The organism is Diaphorobacter sp. JS3050, assembly GCF_013154915.1.
Taxonomy (GTDB): Bacteria; Pseudomonadota; Gammaproteobacteria; order Burkholderiales; family Burkholderiaceae_C; genus Diaphorobacter; species Diaphorobacter nitroreducens.
Genome location: NZ_CP053553.1, coordinates 499,794 through 513,547 on the forward strand (window position 1 = coordinate 499,794; position 13,754 = coordinate 513,547).

Consider the following 13,754-nt stretch of genomic DNA (forward strand, 5'->3'; position numbering starts at 1 on the left):
TGTGGCTACTAACGCAGCTCAACTGGCAAAAACCGGTAAGTTTGGCGATCTACGCCGGCGTCTGGTCTTTCTGCTGCTCGCGTTGGTTGTGTACCGCATCGGCGCGCACATTCCCGTTCCTGGGATTGACCCGGCGCAGCTGCAGCAGTTGTTCAGTGGCCAGCAGGGCGGCATTCTCAACCTTTTCAATATGTTTTCGGGTGGAGCGCTCTCGCGCTTCACGGTCTTCGCGCTGGGGATCATGCCGTACATCTCGGCATCGATCATCATGCAGCTGATGACCTATGTGGTGCCCACATTCGAGCAGTTGAAGAAGGAAGGGGAGGCCGGGCGCCGCAAGATCACGCAGTACACCCGTTATGGAACGTTGGGCTTGGCGATTTTCCAATCGCTGGGTATTGCGGTGGCTCTGGAGAGCTCCGCAGGTCTCGTGTTGAGTCCGGGCTTCGGCTTCCGGCTCACGGCAGTGGTCAGCCTGACCGCCGGCACGATGTTCCTGATGTGGCTGGGTGAACAGATCACTGAGCGCGGCCTGGGCAACGGTATTTCGATCCTGATCTTTGCCGGTATCGCCGCGGGTCTGCCCAGTTCTATCGGTGGTCTGTTGGAGCTGGTGCGCACGGGGGCGATGAGCATCCTGGCAGCCATCTTCATCGTGATCGTCGTGGGACTGGTGACGTACTTCGTCGTCTTCGTCGAACGTGGTCAGCGCAAGATACTGGTGAACTATGCGCGGCGCCAGGTGGGCAACAAGGTCTATGGTGGGCAATCCTCCCATCTGCCTTTGAAGCTCAACATGGCAGGTGTGATTCCTCCAATCTTTGCATCGTCCATCATCCTGCTGCCTGCAACCATTGTGAATTGGTTCAGTGCGGGAGAGTCGATGCGGTGGTTGCGTGATATTTCTGCGGCACTGACGCCCGGCCAGCCGGTCTATGTGATGTTCTACGCCGCGGCGATCATCTTCTTCTGTTTCTTCTACACGGCTCTGGTTTTCAACAGCCGCGAAACGGCAGACAACCTGAAGAAGAGCGGAGCATTCATTCCAGGGATCCGCCCGGGTGAACATACCGCGCGCTACATCGACAAGATCCTGGTGCGGCTGACGCTGGCCGGGGCTGTTTACATCACATTCGTGTGTTTGCTGCCCGAGTTCCTGATCCTGAAGTACAACGTGCCGTTCTATTTTGGTGGTACGTCGTTGCTGATCATCGTTGTCGTGACGATGGACTTCATGGCTCAGGTACAGAACTACATGATGTCGCAGCAGTACGAGTCGCTGCTGAAGAAGGCTAACTTCAAGACGACATTAGGTACCTGATGTCCGTGTGCCTTTGGCGAATGCGCTATAGTCGCGGGTTCGCCAAGAAGCAACGGCTTATTGATGCCCTTCGATCCATCGCGGGCACTTATTTTGTGTTCCGCGCACTGGGCCGGAACGATTGGACAAGTTTAGGAGAATGCAATGAGGGTTTCGGCTTCGGTCAAGAAAATTTGCCGTAACTGCAAAATCATCCGCCGCAAGGGCGTTGTGCGCGTGATCTGCACGGATCAGCGCCACAAGCAGCGCCAAGGTTGATTGGGAAGTATTAGAGGACGAACATGGCACGTATTGCTGGTATCAATATCCCGCCCCATCAGCACACCGAGATTGGCCTGACGGCCATCTACGGGATCGGGCGTACCCGTGCTCGCAAGATTTGCGAGGCATGCGGAATTGCTTATTCCAAGAAGGTCAAGGAATTGACCGATGCCGATCTGGAGAAGATTCGCGACCAGATCGCTCAGTTCACCATCGAAGGTGACCTGCGCCGTGAGACCACGATGAACATCAAGCGACTGATGGACATTGGTTGCTATCGCGGTTTCCGTCATCGTCGCGGTCTGCCGATGCGTGGTCAGCGCACGCGCACCAACGCACGCACCCGCAAGGGCCCGCGCAAGGGTGCAGCGGCACTGAAGAAGTAAGATTCTGAAAGATCACTATGGCTAAATCTCCTGCCAATAATGCCGCGCAACGTGTGCGCAAGAAGGTTCGCAAGAACATTTCGGACGGCATCGCCCACGTGCACGCCTCCTTCAACAACACGATCATTACGATCACCGATCGCCAAGGCAACGCTCTGTCCTGGGCTTCTTCTGGTGGCCAGGGTTTCAAGGGTTCGCGCAAGTCGACTCCTTTTGCTGCTCAGGTGGCATCGGAAGTGGCCGGTCGCGCAGCCATTGAACAAGGCATCAAGAACCTCGATGTCGAAATCAAGGGTCCCGGTCCTGGCCGCGAATCCTCGGTGCGCGCGCTGGGCGCTCTCGGCATCCGCATCACCTCCATCTCGGATGTGACGCCTGTGCCCCACAACGGTTGCCGCCCCCAGAAACGCCGCCGTATTTAATTGGTTTCATAAGCCCACCGCCACCGATCGCCTGGCGCGATGGTGGCTCCCGCAGTCCGCTGCGGCAGTCGATTCAAGGATATAAAAAGTGGCACGTTATCTCGGCCCCAAGGCCAAACTCTCCCGCCGCGAAGGCACCGACCTGTTCCTGAAGAGCGCACGCCGCTCTATCGCGGACAAGGCCAAGTTTGATTCGAAGCCAGGCCAGCATGGCCGTACTTCTGGCGCACGCACGTCAGACTATGGTCTGCAACTGCGCGAAAAGCAGAAAGTCAAGCGCATGTATGGCGTGCTGGAAAAGCAATTCCGCCGCTATTTCGAGGCCGCTGAACGCCTCAAGGGCAATACAGGCGCTAATTTGCTCGGCCTGCTCGAGTGCCGCCTGGATAACGTGGTGTACCGCATGGGCTTCGGCTCGACCCGTGCCGAAGCGCGCCAGCTCGTGTCCCACAAGGCCATCACGGTGAATGGTCAAAGCGTCAACATCGCATCCTATCTGGTCAAGGCCGGCGACGTGGTTGCGGTACGCGACAAATCCAAGAAGCAGGCACGTATTGTTGAAGCCTTGCAATTGGCGCAGCAGGTGGGCATGCCCGTTTGGGTCGAAGTGAATGCCGACAAGGTAGAAGGTACCTTCAAGAAGGTCCCGGATCGCGATGAGTTCGGCGCAGACATCAACGAATCCCTGATCGTTGAGTTGTACTCGCGTTAAACCATAGCCTTAAGTTAGCCGAAATCGTCCCTGAACCGCGAGGCATCGCGGTTTAGGCGCTTCACCAGCCTTACCGGTGTAACGAGCTGGGGGTATTGAGAGGAAGTCTGCATGCAAACCAATTTGCTGAAACCCAAGGCAATCAATGTCGAGCAACTTGGCCCCAACCGTGCCAAGGTGGCGTTGGAGCCTTTTGAGCGCGGTTACGGGCACACGCTGGGCAATGCCATTCGCCGTGTACTGCTCTCTTCCATGGTGGGTTACGCAGCAACGGAGGTGACGATTGCCGGTGTCTTGCACGAATACTCGTCCATTGACGGCGTTCAGGAGGATGTGGTCAACATCCTGCTGAACCTCAAGGGGGTGGTGTTCAAGCTGCACAACCGTGACGAAGTCACGCTGAGCCTGCGCAAGGATGGCGAAGGCGTCGTCACGGCGCGCGACATCCAGACGCCGCACGACGTTGAAATCGTGAACCCCGAGCACGTCATTGCCACGCTGTCTGCGGGCGGCAAGCTGGACATGCAGATCAAGGTGGAGAAGGGCCGCGGCTACGTGCCCGGCAACCTGCGCCGCTACGCGGACGAGGCGACGAAGTCCATTGGCCGTATCGTGCTGGATGCTTCCTTCTCGCCGGTGAAACGCGTGAGCTATACCGTCGAGAGCGCGCGTGTGGAACAGCGCACGGACCTGGACAAGCTCGTCGTCGAGATCGAAACCAACGGCGCTATTACTGCCGAGGACGCGGTCCGCGCTTCCGCCAAGATTCTGGTGGAACAACTGGCAGTATTCGCGCAGCTGGAAGGCGGTGAGTTGGCAGCTTTCGATGCGCCGGCAAGCTCTCGCGGCGCTGCGACCTTCGATCCGATCCTGCTGCGTCCTGTGGACGAACTGGAACTCACCGTTCGCTCTGCCAACTGCCTCAAGGCAGAGAACATCTATTACATCGGTGATCTGATTCAGCGAACCGAGAATGAACTGCTGAAGACGCCGAACCTGGGTCGCAAGTCGCTCAACGAGATCAAGGAAGTGCTCGCTTCGCGCGGCCTGACCCTGGGTATGAAGCTCGAGAACTGGCCTCCGGCAGGGCTCGACAAACGTTAAGTTATAATTTTAGGCTCTCTGAAAAGAGCCAGTGCCTCGGGCAGTACCTGATACGGCTGCCCGATTTAATTACATCAAAGGAAAGCACCATGCGCCACGGACACGGTCTCCGTAAACTCAATCGCACCAGCTCGCACCGCCTCGCGATGCTGCAGAACATGATGAACTCGCTCATCGAGCACGAGGCCATCAAGACCACATTGCCCAAGGCCAAGGAACTGCGCCGCGTGATCGAGCCCATGATCACCCTGGCCAAGGAAGATTCCGTTGCGAATCGCCGCCTGGCTTTCAATCGCCTGCGTGATCGTGACAGCGTGACGAAGCTGTTCAATGACCTGGGTCCGCGTTTCAAGACGCGTCCCGGCGGCTACACCCGCATTCTGAAGATGGGCTTCCGGGTAGGCGACAACGCGCCCATGGCGTACGTCGAACTGGTTGATCGTGCTGAGACGCCTGAAGTTTCTTCCACGGAAGCTTAAATATAGGTTATAATTTCTGTCTACCGCGCGATGGAGCAGTCTGGTAGCTCGTTGGGCTCATAACCCAAAGGTCGGAGGTTCAAATCCTTCTCGCGCAACCAAATACTGACAGTCAAAAAAAGGCCCACTTCGGTGGGCCATTTTGTTTCTGTTCAGGCTTCTCCGCTTCTTGAATCTGCGGCGCGCGGGACCCGAGGGCGGACGGAAACGGCCCTCTGTTGTCTTAGGTCCCCCACGTGGTTGTGTTTCAGGACATGCCGACGACTGGCGCGCGTCCTATTGATACGTACCCCAGGCCGAAGCGCGTAATGGTCTCGGGGTCATAGAGGTTGCGTCCGTCAAAGACCATACGGTCGTGGAGCGCATGGGCCATCTGCGCAAAGTCGGGCACGCGGAAGATTTTCCATTCCGTCACGATGGCCAACGCGTCCGCTCCTTCCAATGCCTCGGTGGGACTGCCGCACAGCACCAGGTCGTCACGCTCTCCGAAAATGCGCCGGGCCTCGTCCATGGCGGCCGGGTCGTGGGCGCGCACCTGGGCGCCTGCCGCCCACAGGCTCTGCAGGAGGTAACGGCTGGGCGCTTCGCGCATGTCATCGGTTTCCGGCTTGAAGGCCAGCCCCCAGACCGCGATGGTCTTGCCGCGCAGGCTGCCGCCGTAGTGCGCAATGATGCGCCGCGCCAGCAACTGCCGCTGCGCGTCATTGCGGCTTTCGACCGCCAGCAGCAGATCGGGGGTGAAGCCAATGGACTGGGCCGTGTGGATAAGGGCCTTGACGTCCTTGGGAAAGCAGCTCCCGCCGTAGCCCACGCCGGGATAGATGAAGTGGTAGCCAATGCGCGGGTCACTTCCGAGCCCGCGGCGCACGTCTTCGATGTCCGCACCCAGTTGCTCGGCCAGGTTGGCCATTTCATTGATGAAGCTGATCTTGGTGGCCAGCATGGCGTTGGCGGCGTACTTCGTCAGTTCGGCGCTGCGCACATCCATCATCACGATGCGGTCGTGGTTGCGATTGAAAGGCGCATACAGCTCGCGCAATTGGCGCTCGGCCTGGGGTGCGCGTGTACCGATGACGATACGGTCGGGCCGCTTGCAATCGGCGACGGCAGCGCCTTCCTTGAGGAATTCGGGGTTGGACACCACCTCGAATGCCAAGGCCACGCGCCGCGTCTCCAGCACCTTGCGTACGGTATCGGCGACCTTGTCGGCCGTGCCCACGGGGACGGTGGATTTATTGACGATGGTCTTCGGCTCGGTCATGTGGGTCGCGATGGTGCGCGCGACGGCCAACACATGCTGCAGATCAGCGCTGCCGTCCTCATCGGGCGGGGTGCCGACGGCGAGAAAGATCAGCTCCCCATGGGCCACGCCCTGAGCGGCGTCAGTAGTGAAGCGCAGGCGGCCTGCCGCCTGGTTGGCCCGCACCAGGGGCTCCAGCCCCGGCTCGTGGATGGGGATATGGCCCGCCTGCAGCGCGGCCACCTTGGCGGCATCGACGTCCACGCAGATCACATCGTGGCCGACGTCGGCCAGCACTGCACCCTGCACCAGGCCGACATAGCCGGTGCCAAAAACCGTAACTTTCATGATGGGTAGAAGTCCTTGTACCAGTGGACGAAGCGCGCCACGCCGTCCCGCACGGGCGTATGGGGGGCAAAGCCGACCCAGGAAGCCAGTGCCGACATGTCGGCCGCCGTGCTGTGCATGTCGCCGGGCTGTAGTGGAAGCATGCGCTTGAGGGCGACCATCCCCAGCGCCTCCTCCAGTGCATGGATGTAGTCCATGAGCAGCGTAGGAGCGCTGTTGCCGATATTGAAGATACGGTAGGGCGCGAGGCCCGTGCCGGGCGACGGCGACAGTGGATCGAATGCGGCGTCGGGTGTGGCGGGCTTGTCGAGTACGCGTAATACGCCCTCGACGATGTCGTCGATGTAGGTGAAGTCACGCACCAACTGACCTTCGCCGTAGACGTCGATCGTCTCGCCCGCAAGCATGGCACGGGTGAACTTGAAGAGCGCCATGTCGGGCCGCCCCCATGGCCCATACACCGTGAAAAACCGCAGGCCCGTGGTCGGAATGCCGTACAGGTGCGCGTAGGCATGCGCCATGACCTCATTGGCCTTCTTGGTCGCCGCGTAGTAGCTGACGGGATGGTCCACCGCGTCGCGCTCGGAGAACGGCAACTTCGCGTTGCCTCCGTACACGCTGGAGCTGCTGGCAAACACCAGGTGCTCCACCTGCTGTGCGCGGCAGCCCTGCAGGATGTTGCCGAAGCCCAGGAGATTGGAGTCGGTGTAATCGTCGGGTTGGTCGATGGAGTAGCGCACGCCGGCCTGTGCCGCCAGATGCAACACCCGATGGGGACGCACCCGCGCAAACAGCGCATGCATGGCGTCGCGGTCGGCGACATCGATCTGCTCGAAAGTGAAGTCGCTCTGACCGTGCAAGCGGCCCAGGCGCGCGTGCTTCAGGCCGACGTCATAGTAGGCATTGAGGTTATCGATGCCCACCACCCGTTCGCCGCGCTCCAGCAGCCGCTGCACGCAATGCATGCCGATGAAGCCGGCGCAGCCGGTGACCAGGGTGACGCTCATGGTTGTGTGCCGCGTGGGCTCCAGATGTATTCGTAATGGGCCAGGGGTGTGCCCGCGCGCACCATGTGGAAGGGCAGGTGGATGGACTGCAGCGCACGCGGTGCGATGCGGGCCTGGGCCTGATCCCACCAGCTCGACGGAACGTAGTCGGTGCGTGAAATCAAGAGCAGGCCTTGCCCCCGCTGCACGCTGCGGCGCAAATGGTCGGCGACGCAGGTCGGGATCTCGTCTTCGCCCGGCGCACAGGCGTCCACCAGTGCGTCGGGAAAGCGCACCCGCAGCATACCGGCCAGCATATGGTCGGATGCGACGATGGGACTGGTGCCGTCATAGCCCGCGGCGCGCAGGGCGTCCGCCAGTTCGATGGACGGGTGGTTCAGCTCATCCACCTCGCCGCGCAGCCCGCTGAACCAGGGGCGTATGCCGGCAGCGACCAGCAGGATGACGGCCATCGTGGCCACGGCGATCGTGTAGCGCCGTGCACGGGGATGGTGTTGCAATTCGGGCCGCGCAGAGAAGGCGGCCAGGGGTGCCATACACAGCAGTGGAAGTATCCAGCGGCCCTTGAAGTTGCTCACGCCTGCAAACACCACCATGCCGGCCAGCGCCAGCAACACCAGGCCCAGGTAGCGCACGAACACGCGGTGCATCGGCGGCGACACCGGCGCCAGCGGCCGCTGCCACCAGGCCGAACGGAAAGCCCACAACGCGAACAGCGCCCACAGCAGCAGCGTGCTGGGGACCACGCCCTCCAGCAGCCTCAGCAGGCCCTTGACCAGCCCGTTTTCAGGCTGGATGTTCATCTTGCTGATGGTGCCGGACGTCGCCTCGGTGAGGTGCGACAGCAGCCATGCCACATGCGGCAGCACGACCAGCAGGCCCACCAGGGGCGCCCACCACCAGCCGCGCGACAGCAGCGCGCGGCGCGCCTCGGGTACCGACAGTGCCGCCAGCAGCATGGCGCCCGCCACCAGCGCGAAGCTGTACTTGGCCAGCATGCCGAAGCCGCACACCAGCCCCAGCAAGGCAAAGTCCAGTGGCCGGGGGCGCCGCACGATGCGCAGCAGCAGCCACCACGCGCCACAGGCCATCGCCGTGACGAGGATGGTATGGGTCTGGTCGCGGACCGAATACCAGCCCAGCGCGGGCATCAGCACCATGCTCGCCGACGCCCAGAAGGCCCCCCGCTCGTCCAGCAGTTCCCGCCCGGCCAGGTACATGAGCGAATACGTCAGTGCCAGCAGCCCATGCTTGAGCAGCGACAGTGCCAGCACGCTGGGGCCGAACACCTGGTTCATCGCCCATTGCAGCCAGGTGTACAGCGGCGGCTGCGGGCCGTAGCCCAGTGCCAGCTCCTGGGTCCACAGAATCTGCTCGGCCTCATCCCACTTCAGCGCGGGCGAAGCGAGCAGGCGCATGGCCACGTGCGCCAGCGAGATGGCCGCGAACCAGAACAGCGGGTGGGTCCAGGGAAGGCGGGACGAAAGCGCGCGGGGCGCGGTGGAGGCGGTCATGGGGCAAGGGGAAAGTAGCGCGCTGTGTGCGTCCGGCGGGCGCGAACGCGCGGGGCGCGCGAGGCACAATCGCAGCCATTATCCCGCTACAACTGTTTCCTTGATGAACACCGCCCCTACTCCAACGCCCGACGTCTCCATCGTGGTGCCGATCTACAACGAGGTCGAGAACCTGCCCGACCTCGTGGAGCGCATCGCGCAGGCGATGTCCGCGCAGCCGCTCAGCTTCGAACTGCTGGCGGTGGACGACGGCTCGCGCGACGGCAGCGCCGACACGCTGCGTGAATTGGCGGCCACGCGCCCCTGGTTGCGCCCGGTGTTCCTGGCACGCAACTACGGCCAGTCGAGCGCCCTGCAGGCGGGTTTCGATCGCGTGCGCGGCCGCTATGTGGTGACGCTGGATGCCGACATGCAGAACGAACCCGGCGACATTCCGCTGCTGCTGGAGCGCCTGGAAACCGACTCCAGCGTGGACATGGTCAGCGGCTGGCGCAAGGACCGGCAGGACGCGGAGCTGTCGCGCAAGCTGCCCTCGCGCATCGCCAACCGGCTGATCTCCAGCGCCACGGGGGTGCACCTGCACGACTACGGCTGCGCGCTCAAGGCCTACCGCCGGCCCATCATCGACCGTATCCGCCTCTACGGCGAGCTGCACCGCTTCATCCCGTCGCTGGCCAAGGAGGCGGGCGCGCGCATCACTGAAGTGCCGGTGCGCCACCATGCGCGCACGCGCGGCGTGTCCAAGTACGGCATCGACCGCACCTTCCGCGTCATCCTGGACCTGATCCTCATCGTCTTCTTCATGCGCTACCGCCAGCGCCCGCTGCATGCCTTTGGCGGGCTGGGGCTGTGGCTGGCTGCGCCGGGCGTGCTGATCCTGGCCTGGCTGCTGCTGCAGAAAGTGCTGGGCGAGGACATCGGCGGCCGGCCGCTGCTGCTTGCCGGCGTCATGCTGGTGCTGATGGGCGTGCAGATGGTGGTGGCGGGCCTGATCGGCGAGCTGCTGATGCGCATCTACCACAAGGCCGGCGGGGCACCGCAGTTCCATGCGCAGGAATATGTGCCGGATTCAAGAGTAAATATGCCTGCGGCGCGCGACCAGCAAGCGCAAGCAGCTACTAATAAGATAGCGTGAAACGTCCGTTCAAGGCCCTGCTGCGCGGCCTGGTGGGCCTGGCCCTGCTGGGCGCGGTGGTGGCGCTGGCCGATCCGTCCCGCGTGTGGGGCCAACTGCGCCAGGCCCAGCCAGTGTGGCTGCTGGCGGGCCTGCTGGCGGGCATCGCTTCCAACCTCGTCTCGGCGCTGCGCTGGCGGGCATTGGCGCGGTGGCTGGGCGCCAACGCGAGCGCGCGCGATGCCTGCCGCTGGTACTTCCAGGCCATCGGCCTGAATGCGTTGCTGCCGGGGGCCGTGGTGGGGGGCGACGTGTACCGCGCCGTGGTACTGCGTGGTAGCGGTCAGGACACGGCGGCCTCCAGTTGGTCGGTGGTGCTGGACCGGCTGAGCGGCCTGTGGATGCTGTGCGCCATCGGCGGCCTGGGCGCTGCCGCCTGTGCCGACGTGCTGGCGCCCTGGCTGCGGTTGCCGCCGGGGCTTTTCATCGCGCTGATGCTCGCAGGCACGCTGCTGTGGCTGGCGCTGCCCTGGTGCCTGCCTGCGCTGCTGCGCAGCCGCCGGTTTGCGGGCGGCTGGCTCGCACCGCTGCGTGAAGCCGCAACGCGCCCCGACTTCCCGCGTCAACTGGTCTGGCAGGCCGGGGCATCGGCGGCGGTGCAGCTGCTGTCGGCCGCGGCGCTGGCGGGGGGCGGGCTGGCACTGGGTGTGGCGCTGCCGGCCAGCGTGTGGGCCTGGGCGATCGCGCCCGTGTTCCTGATGGCGGCGCTGCCGGTGAGCGTGGGCGGCTGGGGCACGCGCGAGGCGGCCGCCGTGGCCGCGCTGGCCCCTTCGGCGTGGCCGCGTCCGCCGCCGTGGGCGTGGGCGTGGTCTATGGCGTCTACGGCCTGGCGCAGGGCGCGCTGGGGGCGCTGGCGTTCGGCCTGCCGCGCAGCGCGGGGCGGTAGGCCCGGGCGCTGGCCTGGCCATCATTGGTGTATTTTTATCAAATTGATAGCACCTTGCGCTTGATGGATGAGCGCTGGAGGTCAATTCGGCTTGAAATGAGGGGCGTGCCCGCGCCGACCATGCAGCGGCGCCGTGCCCGTGCATGCCGGTCGGATGGGGCGCTGGCGCTGCCGGCACCGGGGCGCCGGCGCGATTCAGCCGTGTTCGCCCGCGGGCTCTGCGTCCCGCTTGATCTGCAGCGCGCGCTCGTACAGCGTGTTGCGCGAGGCGTGCGCGATGTCGGCCGCCAGTTTCACAGCGGTCTTGGTCGGCAGCTCGTCCAGCAGCAGGCGCAGCACGCGCTCGGCCTCCGCGCCGTCGCCCTGCGTGGCCGCCAACGGGTGCAGCAGCACCACGAACTCGCCCTTGACCCGCTGGGGAGCGCCGGCCAGCCAGGCGGCCAGCTTCCGCGCGGGATGCGTGGAGACTTCCTCGAACTGTTTGGTGAGTTCGCGCGCGAGCGTCACCGGTCGCTCGCCCAGGTCCGCCAGCGTGTCGGCCAGCGCAGCGATGCGGTGCGGCGCCTCCAGCAGTACCACGCAGCGCGGCTCGGCCGCCAGGCGCTGCACCGCGGCCGTGCGCTCGGCACCCTTGGGCGGCAAAAAGCCCGCGAACAGGAAGCCGCCGCTGTCGGCGGTGGGGGCCACCGCGCCCGCGACGCTCAGCGCGCTCGTCACGCTGCTGGCCCCCGGCAAGGGAATGCAGCGCAGCCCCGCGGCCTGCACGGCCGCCACCAGGCGCGCGCCGGGATCACTCACCCCGGGCGTGCCGGCGTCGCTCACGTATGCCACGCGCTGGCCGGCCTGCAGTTGCTGCACCACCATCTGCGCGGCCTGCGCCTCGTTGTGCTGGTGCAGCGCCAGCAGGCGGTCGGAGGGCTTGTCGATGCCGTAGGCGCGCAGCAGCGACTGGGTGTGGCGCGTGTCCTCGCACGCCAGCGTGTCGGCCAGTTGCAGCACGTGCAGCGCACGCAGTGTGATGTCGGCCAGGTTGCCGATGGGCGTGGCGACCACGTACAGGGCGCCGTGCGGATAATGCTGCGCGGCCGCCGCATCGCGCGCGGCGCTCAAGGCAGAGGCAAAAGAGGCGCTCAATGGGATTCCTCGGCAAGAAGGTGAATGGCAGTGCGCCCGCGCGCACCACGCGCGCCGCGGGGCAGGCGGGGGAAGACCGCGCGCTGGCCCATCTCACGGCGGCGGGCCTGGCGCTGGTGGAGCGCAATTATCGGACGCCGGGGCGCGGCGGCGGAGAGATCGACCTGATCCTGCGCGAGCGCGACGGCACGCTGGTGTTCGTGGAGGTGCGCAGCCGCGGCGCCAGCGCCTACGGCGGCGCGGGCGGCAGCATCGGCGTGGCCAAGCAGCGGCGCATCGTCTTTGCCGCGCAGCACTACCTGCTGCGCTGGCCCGCACCGCCGCCATGCCGCTTCGATGCGGTGCTCATCGAGGGCGACCGGCTGCAGTGGCTGCGCGGCGCATTCGACGCCGCGTAGCGCGCGGCCTACCGTTTGCTACAGGCGCCGCGATACCCGCAGGTATCATTCACGGCCCATGCTTGAGCAACGCATCCAACAGCATTTCATCGACAGCGCCGACCTGAAATACCAGTCGGCCCAGGCGCTCAGCCATCCCATCAGCGCAGCCGTGCAGGCGGTCTGGGCCTGTGTGACCAACGGCGCCAAGGTGCTGGCCTGTGGTAGCGGCCCTTCATCCGCGCAGGCCCTGCAGTTCGCGGCCTTTTGCGTGGCCGGTTTCGAGCGCGACCGGCCCGAACTGGCGGCGCTGGCCCTGCTGCCCGATGCCCTGGCCACCGGCACCAGCGCCGTAGCGGACAGCGCCGTGCTGGCGCGCCAGGTGCGCGCCCTGGGGCAGGCAGGAGATCTGCTGCTGGTCATCACCATCGGCGGCAACGAGCCAGCCCTGCTGCAGGCCGTGCAGGCCGCCCATGAGCGGGACATGACCGTGGTCGCCCTGTGTGGCCGCGACGGCGGGGCGTTGGGCGCGCTGCTGCACGAGACCGATGTCCAGATCTGCGTGCCGCATGACCGAGCCGCCCGTGTGCGCGAGGTGCATGCGCTGGTGCTGCACTGCCTGTGCGACGGCGTGGACGCCCAGTTACTTGGAGAACAGGAGATTCCTCTATGACATTTCCCCTGCTGCGAATTTCTAGCGCCGCGCTCGCGGCCGCGGCCCTGGCCGGCAGCCTCGCCGGCTGCGCGCCGCTGGTCATCGGCGGCGGTGCCGTGGTCGGCACCCTGATGGCGACCGACCGGCGCACCACCGGCACCCAGGTGGAGGACGAAGGCATCGAGATGCGCACCGCCAGCCGCATCCGTGAGACCCTGGGCGACCGCGTGCACGTGAACGTGACCAGCTACAACCGCCAGGTGCTGCTGACGGGCGAAGTGCCCACGGCCGCCGACGGCCAGAAGGTGGAGCAGATCGCGCAAGGCGTGGACAACGTGCGCTCGGTGGTCAACGACCTGGGCGTGATGCCCGCGTCCTCGCTGACGCAGCGCTCGCGCGACGCCTTCATCTCGACCAAGGTGCGTGCGAGCCTCGTGGACGCCAAGGACCTGTCTGCCAATGCGTTCAAGGTCGTCACCGAGCGCGACGTGGTGTACCTGATGGGCCGTGTCACGCAGCGCGAAGCCAAGCGCTCCGCGGAGATCGCGCGCGGCGTGGATGGCGTACGCAAGGTCGTGCGCGTGTTCGAGGTGATCTCCGAAGAGGAACTGATCCGCGGTGGCGCGGCCCAGCAGCCCGCGCCCGTCTCGCAGGACCCCGCCGCGGCGGCGCAGCCAGTCAAGCCCTGAGCACGGGCTGCTCGCGCCGAACAGGTCGGCACCATCCGCGCCTTG

Annotated in this window: 15 protein-coding genes, 1 tRNA gene and 1 pseudogene; 13 read left to right on the plus strand and 4 right to left on the minus strand. The window is 64.8% G+C overall.

The genetic code is table 11. The annotated features are described in order from the left end of the window. The first annotated feature begins 1 nt into the window (after nucleotide 1). From secY to HND92_RS02470, 8 genes are all read left to right on the plus strand, one after another. The gene (secY, locus tag HND92_RS02435) at nucleotides 2-1,321 is read left to right on the plus strand and encodes a preprotein translocase subunit SecY (RefSeq protein ID WP_011803863.1); all 1,320 of its coding nucleotides are present in this window, start codon (nucleotides 2-4) and stop codon (nucleotides 1,319-1,321) included. A gap of 144 nt (nucleotides 1,322-1,465) precedes the next feature. Beyond that, nucleotides 1,466-1,579, plus strand: a complete 114-nt coding sequence (gene rpmJ, locus HND92_RS02440; protein WP_003050535.1) for a 50S ribosomal protein L36 — start codon at nucleotides 1,466-1,468, stop codon at nucleotides 1,577-1,579. A 23-nt stretch (nucleotides 1,580-1,602) separates the two neighbouring features. Next, the gene (gene rpsM / locus HND92_RS02445; RefSeq protein ID WP_011803864.1) at nucleotides 1,603-1,968 is read left to right on the plus strand and encodes a 30S ribosomal protein S13; all 366 of its coding nucleotides are present in this window, start codon (nucleotides 1,603-1,605) and stop codon (nucleotides 1,966-1,968) included. Nucleotides 1,969-1,985: 17 nt separating this feature from the next. After that, nucleotides 1,986-2,390: a 30S ribosomal protein S11 gene (gene rpsK / locus HND92_RS02450; RefSeq protein WP_011803865.1), complete on the plus strand. Its 405-nt coding sequence runs from the start codon at nucleotides 1,986-1,988 to the stop codon at nucleotides 2,388-2,390. An 88-nt stretch (nucleotides 2,391-2,478) separates the two neighbouring features. Further along, nucleotides 2,479-3,102: a 30S ribosomal protein S4 gene (gene rpsD, locus HND92_RS02455; protein ID WP_011803866.1), complete on the plus strand. Its 624-nt coding sequence runs from the start codon at nucleotides 2,479-2,481 to the stop codon at nucleotides 3,100-3,102. Between the two features lie 111 nt (nucleotides 3,103-3,213). Further along, a complete protein-coding gene (rpoA, locus tag HND92_RS02460; protein ID WP_011803867.1) occupies nucleotides 3,214-4,206 on the plus strand; it encodes a DNA-directed RNA polymerase subunit alpha in 993 nt (330 codons plus the stop codon). An 89-nt stretch (nucleotides 4,207-4,295) separates the two neighbouring features. Continuing rightward, nucleotides 4,296-4,685 (plus strand): 50S ribosomal protein L17, encoded by a 390-nt coding sequence (gene rplQ, locus HND92_RS02465; RefSeq protein ID WP_011803868.1) that lies wholly within the window; start codon nucleotides 4,296-4,298, stop codon nucleotides 4,683-4,685. Between the two features lie 24 nt (nucleotides 4,686-4,709). After that, a tRNA-Met gene (locus HND92_RS02470) sits at nucleotides 4,710-4,786 on the plus strand. Nucleotides 4,787-4,932: 146 nt separating this feature from the next. On the opposite strand, the gene HND92_RS02475 is transcribed toward HND92_RS02470, so the two are convergent. From HND92_RS02475 to HND92_RS02485, 3 genes are read right to left on the minus strand one after another with little or no spacing between them, the layout of a single operon-like run. Next, nucleotides 4,933-6,273 carry a UDP-glucose/GDP-mannose dehydrogenase family protein gene (locus HND92_RS02475; RefSeq protein ID WP_172205636.1) on the minus strand — a complete coding sequence of 447 codons (1,341 nt, stop codon included), beginning with the start codon at nucleotides 6,271-6,273 and terminating at the stop codon, nucleotides 4,933-4,935. Further along, nucleotides 6,270-7,280 carry an NAD-dependent epimerase gene (locus tag HND92_RS02480; protein ID WP_172205638.1) on the minus strand — a complete coding sequence of 337 codons (1,011 nt, stop codon included), beginning with the start codon at nucleotides 7,278-7,280 and terminating at the stop codon, nucleotides 6,270-6,272. Before HND92_RS02480 ends, HND92_RS02475 begins: the two co-directional genes overlap by 4 nt. Beyond that, a complete protein-coding gene (locus HND92_RS02485) occupies nucleotides 7,277-8,794 on the minus strand; it encodes a glycosyltransferase family 39 protein (protein WP_011803871.1) in 1,518 nt (505 codons plus the stop codon). Before HND92_RS02485 ends, HND92_RS02480 begins: the two co-directional genes overlap by 4 nt. 103 nt (nucleotides 8,795-8,897) lie before the next feature. On the opposite strand from HND92_RS02485, the gene HND92_RS02490 reads away from it, so the two are divergent. Further along, complete coding sequence (locus HND92_RS02490; RefSeq protein ID WP_172205640.1) at nucleotides 8,898-9,929, plus strand: glycosyltransferase family 2 protein; 1,032 nt, start codon at nucleotides 8,898-8,900, stop codon at nucleotides 9,927-9,929. Beyond that, nucleotides 9,926-10,854: pseudogene (locus tag HND92_RS02495) on the plus strand (lysylphosphatidylglycerol synthase transmembrane domain-containing protein). The gene HND92_RS02490 and the pseudogene HND92_RS02495 overlap by 4 nt, the downstream one beginning before the upstream one ends. A gap of 195 nt (nucleotides 10,855-11,049) precedes the next feature. Here the strand turns inward: HND92_RS02495 and rsmI are convergent. Further along, complete coding sequence (rsmI, locus tag HND92_RS02500; protein ID WP_172205642.1) at nucleotides 11,050-11,988, minus strand: 16S rRNA (cytidine(1402)-2'-O)-methyltransferase; 939 nt, start codon at nucleotides 11,986-11,988, stop codon at nucleotides 11,050-11,052. Between rsmI and HND92_RS02505 the strand changes: the two genes are divergently transcribed. Genes HND92_RS02505 through HND92_RS02515 form a run of 3 tightly spaced genes read left to right on the plus strand, consistent with a single transcriptional unit; the run spans nucleotide 11,988 to nucleotide 13,709 of the window. Then, on the plus strand, nucleotides 11,988-12,386 hold the full coding sequence (locus tag HND92_RS02505; RefSeq protein ID WP_011803875.1) for a YraN family protein: 399 nt from the start codon (nucleotides 11,988-11,990) through the stop codon (nucleotides 12,384-12,386). The genes rsmI and HND92_RS02505 overlap by 1 nt on opposite strands. 58 nt (nucleotides 12,387-12,444) lie before the next feature. Continuing rightward, nucleotides 12,445-13,038, plus strand: a complete 594-nt coding sequence (locus tag HND92_RS02510) for an SIS domain-containing protein (RefSeq protein WP_172205644.1) — start codon at nucleotides 12,445-12,447, stop codon at nucleotides 13,036-13,038. Continuing rightward, the gene (locus tag HND92_RS02515) at nucleotides 13,035-13,709 is read left to right on the plus strand and encodes a BON domain-containing protein (RefSeq protein ID WP_012655453.1); all 675 of its coding nucleotides are present in this window, start codon (nucleotides 13,035-13,037) and stop codon (nucleotides 13,707-13,709) included. Before HND92_RS02510 ends, HND92_RS02515 begins: the two co-directional genes overlap by 4 nt. Nucleotides 13,710-13,754 lie beyond the last annotated feature (45 nt).

What these genes read in the sequence shown, in the direction of transcription:
- rpoA (WP_011803867.1), top strand. Translation starts at nt 3,214, where the DNA reads ATGCAAACCAATTTGCTGAAACCCAAGGCAATCAATGTCGAGCAACTT.
- rpsK (WP_011803865.1), top strand. Translation starts at nt 1,986, where the DNA reads ATGGCTAAATCTCCTGCCAATAATGCCGCGCAACGTGTGCGCAAGAAG.
- rplQ (WP_011803868.1), top strand. Translation starts at nt 4,296, where the DNA reads ATGCGCCACGGACACGGTCTCCGTAAACTCAATCGCACCAGCTCGCAC.
- rpsM (WP_011803864.1), top strand. Translation starts at nt 1,603, where the DNA reads ATGGCACGTATTGCTGGTATCAATATCCCGCCCCATCAGCACACCGAG.
- HND92_RS02490 (WP_172205640.1), top strand. Translation starts at nt 8,898, where the DNA reads ATGAACACCGCCCCTACTCCAACGCCCGACGTCTCCATCGTGGTGCCG.
- HND92_RS02475 (WP_172205636.1), bottom strand. Translation starts at nt 6,273, where the DNA reads ATGAAAGTTACGGTTTTTGGCACCGGCTATGTCGGCCTGGTGCAGGGT.
- HND92_RS02505 (WP_011803875.1), top strand. Translation starts at nt 11,988, where the DNA reads ATGGGATTCCTCGGCAAGAAGGTGAATGGCAGTGCGCCCGCGCGCACC.
- HND92_RS02485 (WP_011803871.1), bottom strand. Translation starts at nt 8,794, where the DNA reads ATGACCGCCTCCACCGCGCCCCGCGCGCTTTCGTCCCGCCTTCCCTGG.
- rpmJ (WP_003050535.1), top strand. Translation starts at nt 1,466, where the DNA reads ATGAGGGTTTCGGCTTCGGTCAAGAAAATTTGCCGTAACTGCAAAATC.
- HND92_RS02515 (WP_012655453.1), top strand. Translation starts at nt 13,035, where the DNA reads ATGACATTTCCCCTGCTGCGAATTTCTAGCGCCGCGCTCGCGGCCGCG.
- HND92_RS02480 (WP_172205638.1), bottom strand. Translation starts at nt 7,280, where the DNA reads ATGAGCGTCACCCTGGTCACCGGCTGCGCCGGCTTCATCGGCATGCAT.
- HND92_RS02510 (WP_172205644.1), top strand. Translation starts at nt 12,445, where the DNA reads ATGCTTGAGCAACGCATCCAACAGCATTTCATCGACAGCGCCGACCTG.